This window comes from Nitrosospira multiformis (assembly GCF_900111585.1).
GTDB lineage: Bacteria > Pseudomonadota > Gammaproteobacteria > Burkholderiales > Nitrosomonadaceae > Nitrosospira > Nitrosospira multiformis_B.
The window spans coordinates 52,193-71,502 of record NZ_FOHI01000009.1 but is presented as its reverse complement, the minus strand read 5'-3'; the positions used below and the strand labels follow the sequence as shown (position 1 = coordinate 71,502).

General features: G+C 51.5%; 13 protein-coding genes and 1 pseudogene. 3 read left to right on the top strand and 11 right to left on the bottom strand.

The window, feature by feature from the left end; genetic code table 11:
* Positions 1–19 precede the first annotated feature (19 nt).
* Positions 20–1,288 carry an NADH:flavin oxidoreductase/NADH oxidase gene (locus tag BMW46_RS12695; protein WP_256377060.1) on the top strand — a complete coding sequence of 423 codons (1,269 nt, stop codon included), beginning with the start codon at positions 20–22 and terminating at the stop codon, positions 1,286–1,288.
* A gap of 68 nt (positions 1,289–1,356) precedes the next feature.
* On the opposite strand, the gene BMW46_RS12690 is transcribed toward BMW46_RS12695, so the two are convergent.
* A complete protein-coding gene (locus BMW46_RS12690) occupies positions 1,357–2,670 on the bottom strand; it encodes a c-type cytochrome (protein ID WP_074709032.1) in 1,314 nt (437 codons plus the stop codon).
* Positions 2,667–3,419, bottom strand: a complete 753-nt coding sequence (locus BMW46_RS12685; RefSeq protein ID WP_371113514.1) for a c-type cytochrome — start codon at positions 3,417–3,419, stop codon at positions 2,667–2,669. The genes BMW46_RS12690 and BMW46_RS12685 overlap by 4 nt, the downstream gene beginning before the upstream one ends.
* A 274-nt stretch (positions 3,420–3,693) precedes the next feature.
* Between BMW46_RS12685 and BMW46_RS12680 the strand changes: the two genes are divergently transcribed.
* Both BMW46_RS12680 and BMW46_RS12675 read left to right on the top strand, forming a co-directional pair.
* The gene (locus BMW46_RS12680) at positions 3,694–5,067 is read left to right on the top strand and encodes a hypothetical protein (RefSeq protein WP_074709031.1); all 1,374 of its coding nucleotides are present in this window, start codon (positions 3,694–3,696) and stop codon (positions 5,065–5,067) included.
* 62 nt (positions 5,068–5,129) lie between these two features.
* Entirely contained in the window at positions 5,130–6,629 is a 1,500-nt protein-coding gene (locus tag BMW46_RS12675; protein WP_074709060.1) for a RimK family protein, read from the top strand.
* A 93-nt stretch (positions 6,630–6,722) separates the two neighbouring features.
* Here BMW46_RS12675 and BMW46_RS12670 read toward each other — a convergent pair whose 3' ends face one another.
* From BMW46_RS12670 to pelG, 9 genes and pseudogenes are all read right to left on the bottom strand, one after another.
* Positions 6,723–7,703 carry a glutathione S-transferase family protein gene (locus BMW46_RS12670; RefSeq protein ID WP_074709030.1) on the bottom strand — a complete coding sequence of 327 codons (981 nt, stop codon included), beginning with the start codon at positions 7,701–7,703 and terminating at the stop codon, positions 6,723–6,725.
* Between the two features lie 111 nt (positions 7,704–7,814).
* Positions 7,815–8,654, bottom strand: coding sequence for a hypothetical protein (locus BMW46_RS12665; protein WP_074747480.1), 840 nt, complete (start codon positions 8,652–8,654; stop codon positions 7,815–7,817).
* Between the two features lie 1,140 nt (positions 8,655–9,794).
* Positions 9,795–10,420: pseudogene (locus BMW46_RS12655) on the bottom strand (IS6 family transposase); the annotation flags it as partial.
* 93 nt (positions 10,421–10,513) lie between these two features.
* On the bottom strand, positions 10,514–11,950 hold the full coding sequence (locus BMW46_RS12650) for a TolC family protein (RefSeq protein ID WP_139176891.1): 1,437 nt from the start codon (positions 11,948–11,950) through the stop codon (positions 10,514–10,516).
* Complete coding sequence (locus BMW46_RS12645) at positions 11,934–15,113, bottom strand: efflux RND transporter permease subunit (protein ID WP_074709026.1); 3,180 nt, start codon at positions 15,111–15,113, stop codon at positions 11,934–11,936. Before BMW46_RS12645 ends, BMW46_RS12650 begins: the two co-directional genes overlap by 17 nt.
* A gap of 21 nt (positions 15,114–15,134) precedes the next feature.
* Positions 15,135–16,226, bottom strand: a complete 1,092-nt coding sequence (locus tag BMW46_RS12640; protein WP_368086241.1) for an efflux RND transporter periplasmic adaptor subunit — start codon at positions 16,224–16,226, stop codon at positions 15,135–15,137.
* The gene (locus tag BMW46_RS15610; RefSeq protein ID WP_143121465.1) at positions 16,223–16,357 is read right to left on the bottom strand and encodes an efflux RND transporter permease subunit; all 135 of its coding nucleotides are present in this window, start codon (positions 16,355–16,357) and stop codon (positions 16,223–16,225) included. Before BMW46_RS15610 ends, BMW46_RS12640 begins: the two co-directional genes overlap by 4 nt.
* Positions 16,358–16,398: 41 nt before the next feature.
* Positions 16,399–17,394 (bottom strand): ComEC/Rec2 family competence protein, encoded by a 996-nt coding sequence (locus tag BMW46_RS12635; protein ID WP_074709024.1) that lies wholly within the window; start codon positions 17,392–17,394, stop codon positions 16,399–16,401.
* Between the two features lie 542 nt (positions 17,395–17,936).
* Positions 17,937–19,307, bottom strand: a complete 1,371-nt coding sequence (gene pelG, locus BMW46_RS12630; protein WP_074709023.1) for an exopolysaccharide Pel transporter PelG — start codon at positions 19,305–19,307, stop codon at positions 17,937–17,939.
* Positions 19,308–19,310: the final 3 nt, after the last annotated feature.

The following is a 19,310-nucleotide window of genomic DNA, read 5'->3' as shown; positions in this document are numbered from 1 at the left end:
CAGGTAATGAGGAAAAATTATGTCTCATTATGACGAGAACAAGCACGATACAACCGGAAGCCCTGACGCTTTGAGCATGGCAGATCCTGCCGCCCTCCCTGCGGGGGCGGCAGCAACCGCTCCGAGCGGTGACCACCGGCTAAGCAATGCCGCCCTCCAGACACAATGTCAGAGTGAGCATGACAGGGAAATCCCGGAAGTGGATCTCATGTCCCCGCTTACCCTTCGCGGCGTTACTTTCCGCAACCGCATCGCAATGTCCCCCATGTGCATGTATTCCGCCAAGGATGGTTTTGCCAACGACTTCCATCTCGTCCACCTGGGCAGCCGGGCAATCGGCGGCGTAGGGCTTGTGGTGGTCGAAGCCACTGCAATCACGGCTGAGGGCCGCATTTCACCGGGAGACATGGGAATCTGGAAAAAGGAACATATCGAGCCGCTGGCTCGCATTGCCCGGTTTGTGGAGATGCAGGGCGCGATTCCAGGCATCCAGCTCGCACACGCCGGACGTAAAGCCAGTTGCGATGCTCCCTGGAAGGGTGGCGGCAGCCTGAAAACGCCGGCGGAAGGAGGCTGGTCAGTGATTGGGCCCAGTCCCCTCCCGTTTTACGCCGATGACCCAGTCCCAACACCCATGCCGGAAACAGATATCGAGGAGTGTATCGAGGCATGGGGAGCAGCCGCGCGACGTGCGCTGAACGCCGGGTTCAAAATGATAGAACTTCACGCGGCCCACGGTTACCTCATGCACGAATTTCTATCGCCGTTAAGCAACCATCGTACTGATAATTATGGCGGCAGCTTGGCAAATCGCATGCGGCTTTTGCTAAGGGTTGCCAAGCACCTTCGCGATATTATCCCGTCCGAACTGCCTTTCTTCGTGCGAATCTCGGCAACCGACTGGGTCGATGGAGGCTGGGATATGGAACAATCGATTATTCTTTGCAGAGAACTGAAGCTGCTTGGGGTGGATCTGATCGATGTCTCGTCCGGCGGCGTGATACCGGATGCAAGAATTCCTGTTGCCAGAGGTTATCAGGTTCAATTTGCCAAACGCATCCGCGATGAAGCGCAAATCCACACAGGCGGGGTGGGACTGATCACCGACTCGCAATACGCCGATGAGATCATCACCGGCGGTCAGGCGGATCTCGTTTTTATAGGCCGAGAGTTACTGCGGGAGCCTTACTGGCCCCTCAAGGCGCAACATGCGTTAGCGATAGAACCGGAATGGCCCATCCAGTATGGCTATGCTGTCAAGCGCTGCAAAATAGACATGGCAGTTTAATTGCAGTCCTGCTGCCATAAGGATAAAGAGAAGCAGTCGCGGATATGCGCCGGATTGAGCATCCGACCTCAGCGTTCCGTTATTCCTTCCCGGCTCTTGTCGACTTGAGCAGTTGTCACCAGACTGGCGCGATTGCCCCACGCGTTGCGGATATACGACAGAACCAGCGCAACCTCGCCATCGCGTAAAACCTGTGCGAATGGGGGCATGCCGTAAGGCCGGGGATTGCCTGCGGTCGATGGGGGATAACCTCCATTGAGCACGCTGCGAATGACGTTCGTAGGCGGTGTCAGGGTAACGCTTCGGTTACCGGCCAAGGGGGGATAAATTCCCGGGGCGCCCTGCCCGGAGTCACCATGGCAATCCTGGCAGTGTTCCTTGTATATCCGTGCTCCGTACCGCAACCAGGCCTGCACCTGTTCCGTCTGTGCAGGAGGATTTACCTGTTGGTGCGATTGTGTTTCAGGCAACGATTTCAGGTAGATCGCCATTGCTCTGGCATCCTCTTTTGTCAGATGTTGGAGGCTCTGGCTGACAACCTCCGCCATCGGTCCTGATGTCGTCGCTCGCGGTGAAATCCCGGTGGTCAGCAGCTGGACAATTTCTTCGACCGGCCAGCCAGCCGTACTTGCCTCCAGACTTGAGGTCAGCGATGGCGCGTACCAGTTGGAGCCCATGATCTGCCCGCCCCCCAGCTTATCATCTCCCTTGCGGCTGATCATGCCGCGCAGTGGATTACGCTCGGCATGGCAAGCGCTGCAATGACCAAGCCCCTGCACCAGGTAAGCACCCCGGTTCCACTCAGTGCTTTTGGTGGGATCAGCCTGATACACGCCAGGCTTGAAATAAGCCGCACGCCAAAGGGTCAGCAATGGCTGGAAATCGTATCGGGAAGCAACCTGGCTTGGCGGATTCTGTTGAACGACGGGTTCGAGGGCCTGAAGATGGGCAAAAATTGCATCGGAATCCTCGCGTGTGATTTTCGTATATTCCGTATACGGAAACGCGGGGTAAAGAAGCCTCCCATCGCGCGATTTACCCTCATGCAGCGCTTTCCAGAAATCATCTTCATCCCAGTCACCGATTCCGGTCGCCTTATCCGGCGTGATATTGGACGTGACGAACGTGCCAAATGGAGTCGAAAGCTTCCTTCCGCCGGCATAGGCGCGTCCACCTTGAGCTGTATGGCATCCTATGCAATTTCCGGCTCGCGCAAGATATGCTCCGCGCGCTTGCCGCTGTTGCAAAAGAACCGATGATAACGGCGAGGCACTCCTTTCTGCCTTTGCTTCCTTTTTCGGAGAAGTTGCGCCCGCTATTTCAGGAGACAGGCCGATACCCGCAAGAACTGCCACTGCGGCAGCGACGACAGCAATTTTCATCGGTCTGCGCTCCGTTGGACAATACTGCCACAGCGCTGCGCCATCTCGGGGGGCAGCACATCCACCGGATCTGCATTTTCCGGCACAGGCTGAGCGGCAAGCCACGCCGCAACCACATTTGTCTCCTTGATCGTGAGTTGTCTGGCAATATCGGACATGCAGTTGCTCGCTTGTCCCCGCATCACTCCACCATTCTTCCAGGCGCCGAATTGGGCGGCGATATAGATGCGCGGGAGCCCCAGGAGTCCCGGAATAAAAGGCGCGGTACCCATGAGCTGCTTGCCGTGACATTCGATGCAGGCGGGTATATTCCGCGCGGCATCCCCCTGCTGAATCAGCTTCTGGGCTTGTCTTATTTCAGTGGGAGAAGATATCACCTGTTCCGGCGGAGGGTAAGGTTGCCTGAGTCCCGAAAAATAGGCTGCCATTTCCCGCAGGTATTCATCGCTCACGTTTGCCAGGAGTAATGTCATTGGCCGGTAATAACGGCGTCCGTCCCGAAAATCCCGCAACTGATTGAAAAGATATCCCTCGGGCTTACCCGCAATCCGAGGGTAATAAGCATCCCTGCCCACCCTGTCTGCCTGGCCATGACACACCGTGCAGGGCTTGACCCGCTCGGCCATCGTATCCGGCACGGTCACCGGCGCAGCCCTGCTCGCCGCGATTCCGTCCGAAGCGGCAGCCATGACACCTGATACACCTGATAAGGCAGCAGCAATGAACAGGAGTGAAATAAATTGACGCATGAGAATTGATGAATTACCGGATGCTGCCAGAAAGTTTCACTGATGCGGCTGTGCTAGGCTTCTAGGCTGTTCAGGAAGGTTATTCAGGAACCAGACAGGGCCTCCCTCGCGCCCGCGAGGGATTTGTTCAGTAGCCCTTAAGTTTCACCCAGAAGGGGTGCTGCGGTCAACCAGAGTTGGTCAAATTGGCATTGGAGAGCACGACCGGCGAATGTCGATTGTTCTGCTAGACTTCAGGGTGAATAGCGTGTATTCCGCACAATCGGAGGGGAATATGTTGTTAGGGTCAAATATACTGGAAGTGGGAATCGCCGTCATTTTCGTCTATTTACTGCTCAGCCTCGTATGTACAGCCCTTAACGAAGGAATTGCGTCATTGATCGACAAACGCGGAAAAAATCTGGTGGAGGGCATAAAGAATCTTCTGAACGACCCGAAGTTTACCGGGCTGGCGCAGCAACTCTACAATCATGGACTGATAGGCGGAATATCCCAGTACGCTTCCGATCCGGCAAAACGAACTCGCCTCCCCTCCTATATGTCCGGCGAAAGCTTCTCTCTGGCTTTGCTCGACATTCTCTCGGCGCGGGGAATCATCGCGGGAAAGTACGGCGATCTTCTGGCGAATGCCGAGGCAGCGGATGACGCTTATGAAGAAGCGCTGGAAGCAGCGGCAGTTGCGCCCAGTGATCCGCAACGCGCTGCAGCCGTTATCCAGGCAAAAGATGCGCGTGACAGGGCAAGGGTAGCACTTGAAGCAATTGCCGAAAAAGCAAAGGTGGCCTATGGCCAGGCTGTGCAAGCGGCAAAGACCGCACCGGACGATACAGCTCTTGTCAAAGCAGAAGCAGAGGCCCGGCACGAAGCCGATAGTATCAGCGCAGCGCTGAAGATGCTCGATGCGCGCCATGCCGCCATCGCGTCCGCAAAAAATCCAAAAGAGGTTAAATTGCTCCTGACAGCTGGCGCCACGTTGAAGGAAGCGCTGGCTTTTGCGCGGGATTTTGCTACGGAATATCCGGACCCTCTGGGCAACATACAGGAAGGGCTGAAAAGACTACCCGAGGGTCATACCAAGGAAACTCTTCTCGTTCTTGTCGATAAGACCCGGCGGGAAGTGACTGCGATCGAGCATCAGGCAGAAGCCTTCCGCAAAAATCTCGAAGACTGGTTCAACAAAGCCATGGAACGCGTTGGCGGCTGGTACAAGCGCTGGACCCAGCGCGTACTGCTTTGTCTCGCGACTCTGGTCGTGGTTGCTTCCAATGCGGACACGGTGATGCTTATTGAAAGGCTTTCAAAGGACAATGTTTTGCGTGCGTCGATTGTTGCAGCTGCAGAGGATACAGTGAAGACTCAGCCGGGTGCTGTTTCGGCGCAAACGGCTCTCAAGGCAGCAGAGAATCTCAAACTGCCGGTAGGGTGGTCGCTGGACCCGTATGACTCCGGTTATTTTCGACCTCCCGAGTTATCGTGGAAATATACGGGGTGGGCATTTTACAAGATATTCGGCCTACTCATTTCCATACTTGCTGTCACGCTGGGAGCTCCCTTCTGGTTCGATACATTGAGCAAATTCGTTAATCTGCGCAGCGCGGGGACACCGCCCGGCGAAAGCAGTAAAAGCGCGCCCCAGTCTGGGGGATGACATCGGAAGCAAAACCGCTTCCACGAATTCAACGGCAACGAGCCGGCCAAAAAGGCTTTTCTGTGAATATCTTGATTATCGTAGACAAATCCGAAGATTGGCCTCTTCAGATTCCAGGCGTGACCGTGGTTGAGTCTCGAGCCTACCTGACCGGTCCATTTTTTGCCGCTCAGGCGGAAAACAATCGCGGCATATGTGCTACGGGGCAGTCTGTCAAGGTTTTCAACCTTTGCAAATCGTACCGCTATCAGGGATCTGGATATTACGTTTCATTGCTTGCCGAGGCACGAGGACATAAACCGGTACCCAAAGTAGGCACTATCGAGGATTTACATTCCCGGAATCTGATGCGTCACCTCATGGAGGAGCTGGAGGATCTCGTTCAGAGTGTGCTGGCGCCCTTGCCGGGAGATGACTTCCAGCTTGCCTTCTATTTTGGCCGCAATCCGCTTACCGGTTATGACTCCCTGGGTCATCAGTTCTTCAACCTGTTGCAGGTGCCACTCCTGGCCGTCCGCTTCGAACGCCACCGCGACCGGTGGAGCTTGCGCAGCGCGCGTCCCCTCGGCGCTGGCGAGATTCCTGTCGAACACCAGGCCTTCGCGATGCTTGCTGCGACCACTTATTTCAATGGACGCATGCAGCAATCAAGAAAACCTCCTCCCCGCTATGATCTTGCCATTCTCTGCAACCCGGATGAATCTGAGTCGCCCTCCAATGCAAAAGCTCTGCAAAAGTTCAGGAAGGCAGCGGAAAAACTGGACATGCGCGTGGATTTCATAACGCGGACGGATATCGGCCGGTTGTCGCATTTCGATGCCTTGTTCATTCGCGAAACCACCTTCGTCAATCACTACACCTATCGTTTTTCGCGGCTTGCATTCGCGGAAAAATTGGCGCTGATCGACGACCCCAACTCTATCCTCAAATGCAATAACAAGGTTTATCTGGCTGAACTTCTCGCCCTGCATAAAGTGCCGATACCGAAAACGCTGTTGATCCATCATGATAATGTCGACCGGATTATTCCTGAACTGGGTCTTCCGTGCGTGCTGAAGCAACCCGATAGTTCATTTTCACGAGGAGTCGTGAAAGTGGAGACCGAGAGCGAGCTGATCCCCAAGGTAATGGAACTGCTTGCAAAATCCGTGCTCGTTATTGCACAACAATGGCTGCCGACCGAGTTCGACTGGCGGGTAGGCATACTCGACCGGAAGGTGCTGTTCGTGGCTCAATACTTCTTTCCCCCGGGACATTGGCAGATTATCGAGCGAGACGAGCAGCGGCATAAACTGAGAGAGGGGGCTACATCGGCTGTTCCATTGGATGAAGCGCCGCAAGAGGTCATCAGTATCGCACTCGAATCAGCCAACCTCATCGGGGATGGGTTCTACGGAGTGGATATCAAGCAGACGAATGACTGCTGTTATGTAATGGAAGTCAACGATAACCCGAATGTGGATGCCGGCAACGAAGACGCAGTGCTCGGGGATGCACTCTACGAGGAAATCATGCGGGTTTTCCTGAGGCGGATTGAAGCCGCTACGCGCTCATCCCACTGATCTGCAATCAAGCATTTGACAATGCCCTTTCTATCGGACAGCCTGCCTGAATCCGTTAGGATATAACAAGAACTCTGACCAGCACCTGCGGCGCTATGCCAGCTTCGTGCGATCGTGTGGCTCATCGAGATTCAGAATCGGCCCGGCTGGCACAATCCGATTCGGATTAATGGTGGGATGACTGCGGTAGTAGTGCTCCTTGATGTGCTGCATGTTCACTATCTCTGCCACGCCCGGCCATTGATACAACTCCCGGGTGTAGGCCCAGAGGTTGGGATAATCCACGAGACGCCTGAGGTTGCACTTGAAATGGCTGTGATAGACGGGATCAAAGCGGATCAGCGTGGTGAATACCCGCCAGTCGGCTTCAGTGATACAGTTGCCGATGAGATAACGCTGACGTGAAAGCAGTTGTTCCAACTCGTCCATGCATCCGAACAGTGCCATCACCGCCTTCTCGTACACCGATTGCCGGGTGGCAAAACCTGCCTTATAAACGCCATTATTGACGTCAGCGTAAGTGCGGGCGTTGATCTCATCGATCTGCGGAAGCAACACCTCAGGCACATAATTTCCGGGCAAAGCGCCTATTCCATCGAAAGCCGAGTTCATCATGCGGATGATATCGGCCGATTCATTGCTGACAATGGTATTCCGCTGCAAATCCCAGAGCACAGGTACTGTCACGCGTCCACTATAGTCGGGCACCGACCGGAGGTAGACTTCATAAAGATAGGATGCGCCACCCACGGGATCAGGGATTACTCCCGGCGCTTCATCAAAAGTCCAGCCATGCTCGCCCATGTAGGGATGCACCACGGAAATACTGATCATGCTCTCAAGCCCTTTGAGCATCCGAAAAATCAGCGTGCGGGAAGCCCAAGGGCAAGCGAGCGAGACATATAGATGATAACGCCCTGCCTCGGCGGGAAATCCACCTTCCCCGCTGGGCCCCGGACTGCCATCCGCCGTTATCCAGTTGCGGAACTGCGCATTGGTCCGGATGAATCGACCGCCGGTCGATCTGGTATCGTACCACTCATCCACCCACTTGCCTTTGACGAGTAAACCCATTCTGCAGATCCTTCTTGTTTTGCCAAGTCAGGACGATCAAATCGGTCGATTACTGATTTTGATCACACGGCTGCTTCCCGCATATCCGCAGCCAACTTGACGTTTACTGTCCTATTCTATGTTGAGGTCTAGTTGCTTGACGTCCTTGAATTCGTTCAATGCCGCGTAAATATCACCGCGCCTGTAGGTATTCATCTCGGTTGACAAAGATTTTCCATCCAGTCTCGCCACTATGTTTGGCCCCTGTTCAACTCCTCGTCTCTTTAAAAAATGGCCAACCAGACTGGAAAGATTTTCTCTTGAGTTCGGGTATAACGGCATGAGGCTTGAATCCAGACCCTGCTCGGCAATCGCCTGTTTGACAGAAATAAACGCCTTCTGGTCACGCAAAGCAGACACGGCTTCTCTCAATTCTGCAATCACAACATCCTGTTCATGCAATTTCTTATCGTGATCTCCCAACCGCGGCGCAATAACCTGCCTGATAACCTCAAGCAATGTTTCTTGTGTAACAGGTGAACCCGGCATGGTACTGGAGCTTATTCCATGACTTAGCGCCCGCTCCTGAAGATCATATCCCCAATGAACCAGGCGTTCGTAGTTATCATGAAATCTTTCAATATCCCGCTGCTCCTGTTTGGGCCTGCCTTTAAACTGGGTTTGATACCATTGTCTGTCGAAGACACGCAGCTGTTCAGCCACGATATGCCAGCGATAAACCAGCACACCCTTGTAGATCATTTCCAGTTCGCCATCCATCACGTTCTTGTTCAGCAAGGCTGTTCTGATCAGACCTGTTTCAAACCAGACTTTCATGGCGTCCGGCACCTGTAATGCCCTGCCCCATGATTTTGCCGATGCATATACACGTCCGCCGCTGATCAGATAATTCAGTTGTCCACCATTTGGTGATAATTCCTTCATGGTTACAACATTGGTAAGAGTTTTCATTCCTGTACCTGTAGAGCAAACTTCCACAAAACTGGCAAGACCGGAATCCAGCCAAGCCAATAATGGCGCGCTTTGAACGCCCCTGGACCGGCTTCCGCCGGTATGTTTGTACCGGTTGTTCGCCGACCCGATAAATATGCTTTATATCCTCTTTTTATACCCTTTCGAGTGGCAGTCACACCAGGTATTGTACAGTTCCTTCGACTCCCAGGATTGAGTCTGCGTTTGCATCCTGGATTCCGCCAGGGACGGGTGCAGAATCTGTGTATGACAAGAAGGGAAGAGGTGTATTCTTGATGGTTCTTCTGGAATCATCAACCTTTTGCAAGGCGGTAGAAAAATCGTGACTTGGACGGGAATTCTCTGAGCTGACCCGTGGGCAGATTATCGATAATGTATTTTATCAATAATAAAGGATGTGTTAATTTTGGCGTACTTCAATAAATATTGGGTTGAGAACCAATCCGATACGGAAAAAGCCCGCATTGCCAGATCGCTCTGCCACCATAAACCATACATCGTTAAAAGCAGAAATTACAACATGATGGGTATAACAGCTCTTGGTTTGTTTGCATTATCGCTGCCCGTCTTCGCATCAACCGATACGCAGGATGCGTCGTTTCAATCGGGCTAGGTCGGAGTTCTGCTCACGCTGCTCATATGGTACATTTGCGCGAGCCGCAGGAAAAAAGAAATAGGCGGTTGACTGATCTATTACTATATTCGGCTCTATTATCGGGATAATGGCTTTGTTGCAATCGGCCAATCAAATCCAAAGCAAACTCCACAAGCATAGGTGGAACAACTGTGCCAAACGCTGTCAGGGGCTGAGTAATAGCCATTGTCGCAAACTTGCACAACTCCATAGCATGAGACATTTGTCTGCGCAGGGGTACAGGTAGGTTCTAAATTTGCGCATAAGGCTTTACTACCTGTCGAACAGCATCCACCGTCACCGCACTCGCTTCTTTGAACCTCTCGCTCATTTGGCAGGCATTGTCCATCGCAGAAAGGTGCGGTGCCACGCCATGTGTCAGCTTTCGCAAGGGGTGCCGCGAGCCAAACGGCGGCAACAATTAGGATTACCTTCATGGAAGTCATAAGCCTTAGAATTGTTATTTCCATAAAACCTCCTTTTATCTTGAACATTCGCATGAGCTCGAAACCTTTGATGGTGGCGTAGGCTGTTTTCATCGATTTAAAGCCCCGCACCGGGTTTATCACGCGTTTGAGCTTGCCATGATCAGCTTCGACAATATTGTTCAAGTACTTGACTTGTCGGTGCACGGTATCCGGCAGACACTTTCCTTCCGCTTTTAATTCGGCAATGGCGGACCTGTAAGCGGGTGCCTTGTCGGTATTGATAGCACCGGGGTGGGCCCAGGGTTTCATGGATTTCAGGACCTTGCCCAGAAAACGTTTGGCAGCCTGGGTATTGCGAGTAGCGGAGAGATAGAAATCAATCGTACGGCCTTTTTTATCAAGTGCCCGGTAGAGATACGTCCATTCCCCTTTTACTTTCACGTAGGTTTCATCCACTCACCAGCTGTAGCCCATGGAAGATTTCCAATACCACCTCAGGCGCTTTTCCATTTCCGGCGCGTAATGCTGAACCCAACGGTAGAGCGTCGTATGATCCACCTTAAGACCGCGTTCCAGCATCATTTCCACCCAGATCACGATAGCTGATCCCGCATTTTGCAATACCACCTGACATAACCCGGAATCAACTCCCCACGAAAATGACGCCATTTGAAATCGGACATTTGAGGATCTGTCCTGAAAAATACAATAGGGCACCTCCCTTCTTATTTTTTGCAACAGAGCCTTTTTTTGAACCGCTCCTTCCTCTCATCCTTCTACTGCCAACCGCCACCAAGTGATCTATAAAGATCCACCATTGCGTCAAATTGCTTTTGTTGCGTTTCAATTAGATCTTGTTTGGCCTCCAGGCTATCCCTTTGTGTCAATAGCACATCCAGGTAGTCCGTACGAGCAGATTTGAATAGCTGGCTAGCGACATCAATTGATTGGACGAGCGCTTCCACCTGGCTTGTCTTGAACTGATAGTTTTTTTTGAGCTTATCGATGTTTGAAATTTGATTCGCTACTTCCACATAAGCATTGATAATACTTTGCTCATACTCATAAGCTGCCTGAATTTGCCTGGCACTGGCGTTTTTATATTCGGCTCTGATAGCGTACCTATTGATCACTGGAGCTACTAGCTCTCCGGCAACAGCGGCTGCCAATGATTGTGGGGTATTGAACAGGTACTTAACCGCGAAAGCTTCAAATCCTACCCCGGCGTTTATGTTAAAGGTGGGAAAGAAATTTGCCCTGGCCACCTTTATGTTTAATTCCGCTGCCGATAGCTCAAGCTCCGCTTGCCTAATATCAGGCCTGTTTTGTAGCAATTGCGACGGAATACCTGTCATGAGTACTTTGGGGTTTTGCTCCATAAAACTACTGGAAGCACGCTGGATAGGCTGCGGCGTTCTCCCTAACAGGAAGTTGATCCGGTTTTCAACAACCGTAATATCCTGTTTAATTTTGTATATGTTGCTTTTGTTTTTTGCCACTTCTGCTTCATAACGTTTGACCGCAAGTGCAGTTGTTCTTGCATACAGCAGAAGTTGTTTAACCATCTCCAACGCATTTTCCTGAATCCTGATATTTTGCTCTAAATTCTCAAGGTGGTTGTCCAGGGCAAGCAATTCATAGTACGAATGAGCAACGTCAGCGACCAGGTTGGTCACTAAAAAATTTTGACCTTCTTTAGATGCCATGTACTCCAGCACAGCCGCTTCTCTCGCATTCCTCAATCTTTTCCATATATCTACCTCCCAAGTTGAAAATAGCTCAAATCGAAAATCGCCAAGAAACGTAGGAAAGTGTTTGCCGGCTAATGGCAGTTCCTCTTCGATAGCGCCGAAGCGCGTAAACTCGCCGACTTTGTCTCCGCCTGCGCCAGCACGAATACCTACCAATGGCATCAAATATTGGCCTCTACGCGCTTGGATTTCATTTTGTGCAATGGTGATGCGCTGCAGCATAATATTAATTTCTTTATTATTAGCAACAGCTATCTCTAGCAAATCTGATAAGGCAGGGTCATCGAAAAAATCCTTCCGCATGACGGTCGCCGTACTGGTCGTTTCAAAAACGTCCGGTTCAAAAGTAGCAGGAAGAGGCACATCTGCTTTTTTGATTGCTACTTTAGGAATACAACCCTGCAACAGCAGCCCCAGCACGACTAAAGCCATAAGCCGAAATGTTTTATTTTTCATTGTCATCCGGGCCGTAATGATAAGTTTCGGCTAGAGGATCAAGGTCTTCACCTTGAATTAATTTTTTACCCTCTGCCATTTTCGCAAAAATATAATAAAGTCCTGGAATAACGAGGACGCCAAACACGGTACCGGTAAGCATCCCACCCAGTGCTGAGGTACCAATCGTCCTGTTGCCGACCGCTCCAGCTCCCGTAGCCATCGCTAGGGGTATCAACCCGGCTATAAAGGCAAAGGAAGTCATCAAAATCGGCCGAAAACGCTCTTTTGCGCCCGCAATCGCCGCTTCTTTGACCGTCATGCCTCCTTCGACTTGCCTCTGGCTTGCAAACTCGACAATCAGTACCGCGTTTTTGCCGAGCAAGCCAATTAACATCACCATTCCCAGTTGGGAATAGACATCATTGGCAAGCCCTAATCCTTTTAACAATAAAAAGGCACCGAAAATACCAGGGGGTAGCGAACATAACACGACCAAGGGTAAAGCAAAGCTTTCGTATTGTGCGGCCAGCACCAGATAGACAAACAGGATAACGACGGCGAAGATCAGCACTGCTTCATTGCCCCGGAGGGCTTCGTCGAATGTCAAGCCTTCCCAGGCAACTTCAAAACCTCGCGGCAAAGTGGCTTCCGCGACCTCTTCGATTGCCTTGATAGCTGCGCCAGTGGTATAACCGGGTGCGGGCTCAGCCCGGATCGCCGCCGTGTTATAGAGGTTATAACGCGTCAGCTCGTTGGGCCCCTGCTTTTTCTCCATGGTCATGAAGGCAGAGTACGGCACCATCTCGCCTTTATCATTTTTCACAAAATATTTCAACACATCTTCAGGGGCTCGCCTGAATTCCGGCGCGGCCTGGGTGTAGACCTTAAAAAAGTTATTGAAGCGAATAAAGCCCTGTTCATAAGTACTGCCGATCATGATGTCCAGGTGATTCATCGCGTCTTCGATGGTAACCCCTTTTTGCATGGCCAGCCTATTGTCGACGACCAGTTCGTATTGCGGATAATTGGCCGCATAAAAAGTGAACAAGCCGGTCAATTCCTTACGTTCACGCATCGCAGCCATGAACTTTTTATTAAGTTCATCGAATTCGAAGTAATCCGTGTCTAACGTCTTGTCCACCAAGCGAAACGACAGACCCGATGCCGCACCGTATCCCGGCACTGCGGGCGGTTGAAAAAACTCGATGGTCGCACCTAGGTTATGGGCTTTTTCCTCCAACTCGTGGATGACTTGAGTTACCGAATGTTTACGTTGCGACCAATCTTTCAGGTTGACAACAACAGTCCCTGCATTTGATCCACGGCCTTCGGTGAGTACTTCGTAGCCGGCTAAGGAAGAAATTGATTGTACGCCTTCGATTTCTGCGGCCATTATTTCCAGTTCACGTGCCACTTTGTTGGTCACTTCGATGGTTGACCCGGGCGGTGTTTGGATAATCGCATAAATCATGCCTTGATCTTCGCCGGGAATAAAGCCGGAAGGCAAGACTTTATCGACCGCGAAAATGCCGAAGCCAAACCCGACCAATACCAAAAGCGTGACAAGGCGCCGGGTGACCGTGACATTCAGGAATTTGACGTAGCGGCCGGTGACCTTTTCGAAAACAGAGTTAAAGCCATCGATGAAAATGTTTATCGGGTTTCTCCGTTTCGGCTGGCCGTGAGTGTTTTTAAGAATCATGGCACACAGTACCGGGGTGAGCGATAAAGCCACAATTGCTGAAATAGTGATCGACGACGCCATAGTGATAGCGAACTGTCGATAAAACACCCCGACCGGTCCTGGCATAAACGCAAGAGGGACGAACACTGATACCATGACCAGCGTAATCGCTATAATGGCGCCACCGATTTCCTGCAACACTTTTCGGGAGGCCTCATAAGGGGTGCAATGCTCGGCTGCCATTTTTGCATGCACTGCCTCCACTACCACAATGGCATCATCGACCACAATACCAATAGCCAACACTAAGGCAAACAAGGTGATGAGGTTGATGGAAAGCCCGAACGCAGACATGACGGCAAATGCTCCGACCAGCGAAACCGGTACCGCGAGGACGGGAATCAGGGTAGAACGCCAGTCGCCAAGGAAAATGAAAACCACCAAGGAGACCAGAATGAAGGCTTCCACCAATGTGTGCAGCACTTGGTCGATGGACGCCTCAACGAAACGCGACACATCGTAATTGATTTCGTAGTCCATGCCCTCCGGGAAGGATTTTTTCAATTCTTCCAGTTTTTTCTTCACGTTCTCTATGACTACTTGGGCATTACTGCCGTAGTTTTGCTTCAGCACGATGGACGCGGAAGGGAATCCGTCCTTATCGGAGAAAATATTATAAAACTCGCTGTCCAGAGTGACCTTGGCAACGTCTTTAATGCGCAGAATCTCGCCTGTTGGAGCAGCCCGGAGAATAATGTCCCCATATTCTTCCGGCTTGTTAAAGCGTCCTTTATAAACCAGCACGTACTCTTTGGACTGGGCGAGCATGCCTGTGCTTTGGCCCAGCCGACCAGGTCGTCCGATAATGCTTTGAGTCGCCAGTGCCTTCATCACCTCTTCTGACGAGACGGCATAGGCTCTCATCCGTTCCGGATTCATCCAAATCCGCATCGCATATTGGCGGGAACCCAATATCGTTGCTTGGGCAATTCCAGTAATGCGTTGAATCTCCGGAATAACATTGACATAGGCATAATTAAACAAAAGCTTCTGATCGGCGTCTTTGTCTTTGCTGTAGAGGTTGACATACATGAGCATGCTGGGCTGGACGAAGTTTACAATCACGCCTTCCAGCTGCACCAGTACGGGTAGCCTGCTCATCATCTGATCCACGCGCGTCTTCACGTTAACCATCGCGATATTCGGATCGACGCCTAAATTGAAATATACTTGAATGGTCGCTTCTCCGGCGCTGGTTGCATCCGAAGTGATGTATCTCATACCAGGCACGCCATTGATAGCGCGTTCTAAGAGGATCAGGGACGATTCCACCAGTACCTGGGCGCTGGCACCGGGAAACGATACTGAAACCGTGACCCGGGGCGGTGCAATATCCGGAAACTGGGAAACGGGCAATGATTTCATTGCCAACAAGCCCATGAATATGAACAACAGCGATAACACGATCGCCAGCACAGGTCTTTTGAGAAAAATACCAAACATGGCTTAATCCTGACTAAAAGGTTACTCGGTATACAATTTCATCAACTCTGAGCGAACCTCTTGGGGTGGCTTTAAATCGATCATAACCTTGTCTCCAGGACTAACTTTGCGCATACCCTCGATCAAAATCCTCTCGCCGTCATTCACGCCGCTTTTAACAATAAACATGTGGGGCAATTCGGCCTCTATCTGGAGAAGCCTTTGCTCCACTTTTTCTTCTTTGTTGACGACGTAGAGATAGATTTTATCCATGATTTCGAACGTCGCTTTTTGAGGGATGAGCATGGCGTTCGGGTAAGGTACGGTCATTAGGATTGTTCCTGTCTGACCATGCCTGAGAACTCTGTCCGGGTTCTCGAACAAGGCACGAAACTGAATATTGCCGGAGGTATTATAAAAATCACCTACAATTGTCTCGATAACCCCCGTATGATCGTAAATCTCGCCATTTGCCATCCTTAACTGCACTTTTTCATTGGTTTTGCCTTTTTCGCGCCTTATAAAATCCAGATATTTAGCTTCCGGGACGTTGAAATAGACCCACAAGTGGGCGATATCAGACAGCTCCGTCAACAAATCATCTTCATCCAGAAGGCTGCCGATCCTAACAGCCAAATGATCCGTAATCCCATCAAAAGGTGCTCTGATATCGGTGAACCCCAAGTGGGTTTTCGCCAAGTTCACCTGCGCGTTGGCCTTATCTAATTTTGCTTTTGCCAAAGCCAATTCGTTGGGTGATACGATATTCTTATCAGCCAAGGCCTTGGTATTGAGGTATTCGATGTTCATATTTTGCGCTTCGGCTTCCGCGGTTAGAAGTTCTGCCTGATAGACGTTGGGCATGATTTTGAACATGGGCTGTCCCTTTTTTACCCATTGCCCTTCGTCTATAAAAATATGGGTTAAATAGCCCTTTTCCAAAGAGCGGACTTCAATATGTCTGATGGCACGAATCTGACAGACATAGGGTTCCAGGATGGAAGTGTCTTCACGGAATGGTGTGGTTGCCGCATAGTGCGGCATTTCTTCATGTGTCTCGTGTTTTTGGCATCCACTCAATACCAGAGTGGCGATTAAGCCTAGAACGATGGATAATTTAGTGACCATTTTCATGCCGTCTTGATAGTGGGAAAGACGTCCGTCGGCGTATGCCGCATCGCCCTGATTCCAGATAGGACGATCAGAATGGAAAGAACCACGAAGGTGTAAGGTTTCCGCAGCGCCATAATTACGATCTGGTTCATACTATGTTCTCTCTTATGCCTTCGGTAAAAAATTCATCTACCTAGAATATTGCACGTAAGGATGAGGCAATTCTTTTGCAAATCCTTACAAGGTTGGACGTGCAGTCTCCCGCCTTGCGTCTCCAGACAGTCTGAACAGGATTACTGCCCATCCCTTGCCAAACCCAGAAGCTGATCACCCGGCAGAATATTCCGGGAGAATGGGGGGAAGAGAGAGCCGTACCGCTCCCGCTGTTCCTGAAAATCTCGTCCTTCGTTATGTGCTGCCCGAGCGCCGTGCCGGCGTATGTCTCGGCAGATCGCAATGGCCAGATTGGCTGTTCGATGTCGATAAGATGGACGTTGCAGTATCGGCCGCCGGTATCGAGCCGCAGCTGATTGGGAAGTGTTTTGGCAATCAGGAGGAAGATGGCGCCGAAGGCTGCGGCAGCCGGATTGTTTCCCGACGCGATGGCAATCGCCGCAGCGACCGCGGATATTTTTGCAATATTTCTGCGTCTTCCAGTTTTGCCGACTTCAAGAGCGGGAAAGCTCTGAACCTTGTCGGTATGCTCCAGCGCATAGTTAAATCCAAGCTCCGCCGCTTCGTCGTCTGTCTTCCCGGCAGCCCGGGGAAAAACAGCCTGGCACATTGCCAGGATTTGGGTTAGGTTCCGTTCGCAAGCTCCGAGGATCGTTGCCGATGCGGCCACGGCTCCGCAGGCGATTTGCTGGGGGCGAGTGCCTGCTGCAGCCCATTGCGCCGCATTTGCCACCGCGTTCGAAATGGTTTCGCTTACGACGCGCATGTTGTCCGCATTCAGGAGTCCTATGACTTCCGCTGAATGGTCCTTGTCGTAGTGGCTGACAAGAATGTGATCGAGGGAGTAACCGTAACCCCTGAGGATGGGATCGATAAAGTTGTGGACTGTCTCGGCATACCCGAGTAGTCCGCCCTCGATCAATATCGTCCGGTGTCGCCCGGCTGCCACGTCTGCCGCAACCACGAGCGCACTTTCTCCCTGCCCGACGTCAATCGTATGGATGGTGAGTTGCATGGCGATGAGCTTTCAAGTTTTCCCCCTTCCAAGATAAACAGGTAACTCGCACACCGAGAGCGTCAGCTGCGTGCTATCACGCTGCAACGGCTGATAGACGGGCGATTATGAAGTGCGGATGATCGATTCAGCGGTTAAACGCGACACTTTCCACAGTGGTCTTTCTTCGACTGATCGGCATACGTTTAAGGGATGCCAACGGCCAGTGTGGAATCAAAATTACCACACTCGTTGTAAGAGAACTATGATGGATAGGTGGTGAATTTGTGAATACTGCAGACCTGATCACCAAGTCAAAAAATGTGGACAGTTATAGAAGTCCGTATGAGAGGAGGAAGTGCTGGAGGGGAAGTGCTGACCGAAGCGGAGGCGCTCATTGCACGGCGTGGCGCGAGGAGAGTTTATCGATGGCGCAAAATCCGGTGCTGGGCGTCGGCGCCCATACGGGCGAGACTCTCCATTTCATGATTCGAGTCATTCCCGTAAAATGACTATGTCATAATTTGGGCTGCTATGCACTTGGTATTTTTGAGAGACGCGGGCTAACCCTGCAGCATGAATGTTTCATACTCCAGCCGGTTGAACTTGTGCGAGAGGATGAAGAGACCAAGAAATGCGGACAGCGTCACCGATACCGCAAAGCCGTATCCGAAGGATTCGGCTCCCAGTTGCAGCGTGGCAACGGTGAACAGCAGGTTGGTTATAAAAAAACATGCCGTAACGATCAGTACTTCCCGCCGGGCGTCGAGATAAAAAAGTATGTTGAGTATCGCCATCAGCAGCACCTGCACACTGACTGCAACCACATCGATATAAAACAAGTGAATGTAGAGCGGGGATATGCCAATGGTTTGCAGCAGGCCCCTGCCCCACAGAAGGCACAGCACCACCGTCAGACCCTGCACTTTGAAGATTTCGTAGATACCCTGCCGGGCAGCATACACCATCCGGTCACGCCTGTATTCAATATGCATCAGCGTGTCGCCTTCACGCACGGCACGGTAAAAACGTTCGTGCTGTTCGGCAAAATCCGCTTCTATGCTCACCAGAAATACGGCCATCCCCGGCAGAATGAATAGATATGCCAGAAAAATGGGAAGATCGTAGATGATGGACGCGCGCAATGGACCGATGACTGCCTCGGAAGTGTAGGGCACGAACCAGAAGATGAATTTGTCGATCCACACCGCCAGGTAATAGAGCGTGCCGACCGCAAACAGGCTGTAAAAGCTCCGGCTTCGATCGAGAAAGTCAAATTTGAGCAGAGAATTTCCGGGATATTCCCGCACGATATGATGCAGGAATGAAAACAGCAGATAGCCGTGACCGGTCAGCACGCCAAGTAACAGGCCGTTGAGTTCCCATGGAAATGCGAGGAGTCCGACTGCAATTCCCAGGGAGTAACCCTTGGCCAAGGTCCAGATGATGCGCCCATACGCCTTCATCCCCGACAGGAAAATGAGGACAATCCACATCCCGCTCAGCACAATAAAATTGCACAGCAGCAACAGTTGCTGGAAAAATGGTCCCGTGAAAAGCGAGAAGATAAAGGGCGCTGCCCACGTAAAGCCACCCGCCATGGTCAACATCAGGACGCCGAAAAGATTGGGCAGCACCTCTGCCTTGTCATTGGCATAAGTCCGGTCCGCGACGAACCGTGTGAACATGAGCTGCATACCCCCGGTCCAGATCAGCGAACCCGCCATCATGTAAGTAACGCAGATCTGAAAGGCGTTGACCTCGCGCTGTTCCACACCCAGCATGACGGCAAGAACGCCTATCATCATGATGCTCAGAATTGAGAGCACCCAGGGACCACCGCTGACCAGGCCGGCATAACCATAGGCACGCAACACCGACCAGTAATTGTCGCGCTCCAGGATTTTGCGGATTTCGAAACCGATGCCGGCCATATA

Excerpts from the sequence above, each read along its gene's own strand:
- BMW46_RS12645 (WP_074709026.1), bottom strand. The coding sequence starts at position 15,113 with ATGTTTGGTATTTTTCTCAAAAGACCTGTGCTGGCGATCGTGTTATCG.
- BMW46_RS12635 (WP_074709024.1), bottom strand. The coding sequence starts at position 17,394 with ATGCAACTCACCATCCATACGATTGACGTCGGGCAGGGAGAAAGTGCG.
- BMW46_RS12650 (WP_139176891.1), bottom strand. The coding sequence starts at position 11,950 with ATGACAATGAAAAATAAAACATTTCGGCTTATGGCTTTAGTCGTGCTG.
- BMW46_RS12695 (WP_256377060.1), top strand. The coding sequence starts at position 20 with ATGTCTCATTATGACGAGAACAAGCACGATACAACCGGAAGCCCTGAC.
- BMW46_RS12690 (WP_074709032.1), bottom strand. The coding sequence starts at position 2,670 with ATGAAAATTGCTGTCGTCGCTGCCGCAGTGGCAGTTCTTGCGGGTATC.
- pelG (WP_074709023.1), bottom strand. The coding sequence starts at position 19,307 with ATGGCCGGCATCGGTTTCGAAATCCGCAAAATCCTGGAGCGCGACAAT.
- BMW46_RS12685 (WP_371113514.1), bottom strand. The coding sequence starts at position 3,419 with ATGCGTCAATTTATTTCACTCCTGTTCATTGCTGCTGCCTTATCAGGT.
- BMW46_RS15610 (WP_143121465.1), bottom strand. The coding sequence starts at position 16,357 with ATGAACCAGATCGTAATTATGGCGCTGCGGAAACCTTACACCTTCGTG.
- BMW46_RS12670 (WP_074709030.1), bottom strand. The coding sequence starts at position 7,703 with ATGGGTTTACTCGTCAAAGGCAAGTGGGTGGATGAGTGGTACGATACC.
- BMW46_RS12680 (WP_074709031.1), top strand. The coding sequence starts at position 3,694 with ATGTTGTTAGGGTCAAATATACTGGAAGTGGGAATCGCCGTCATTTTC.
- BMW46_RS12665 (WP_074747480.1), bottom strand. The coding sequence starts at position 8,654 with ATGAAAACTCTTACCAATGTTGTAACCATGAAGGAATTATCACCAAAT.
- BMW46_RS12640 (WP_368086241.1), bottom strand. The coding sequence starts at position 16,226 with ATGAAAATGGTCACTAAATTATCCATCGTTCTAGGCTTAATCGCCACT.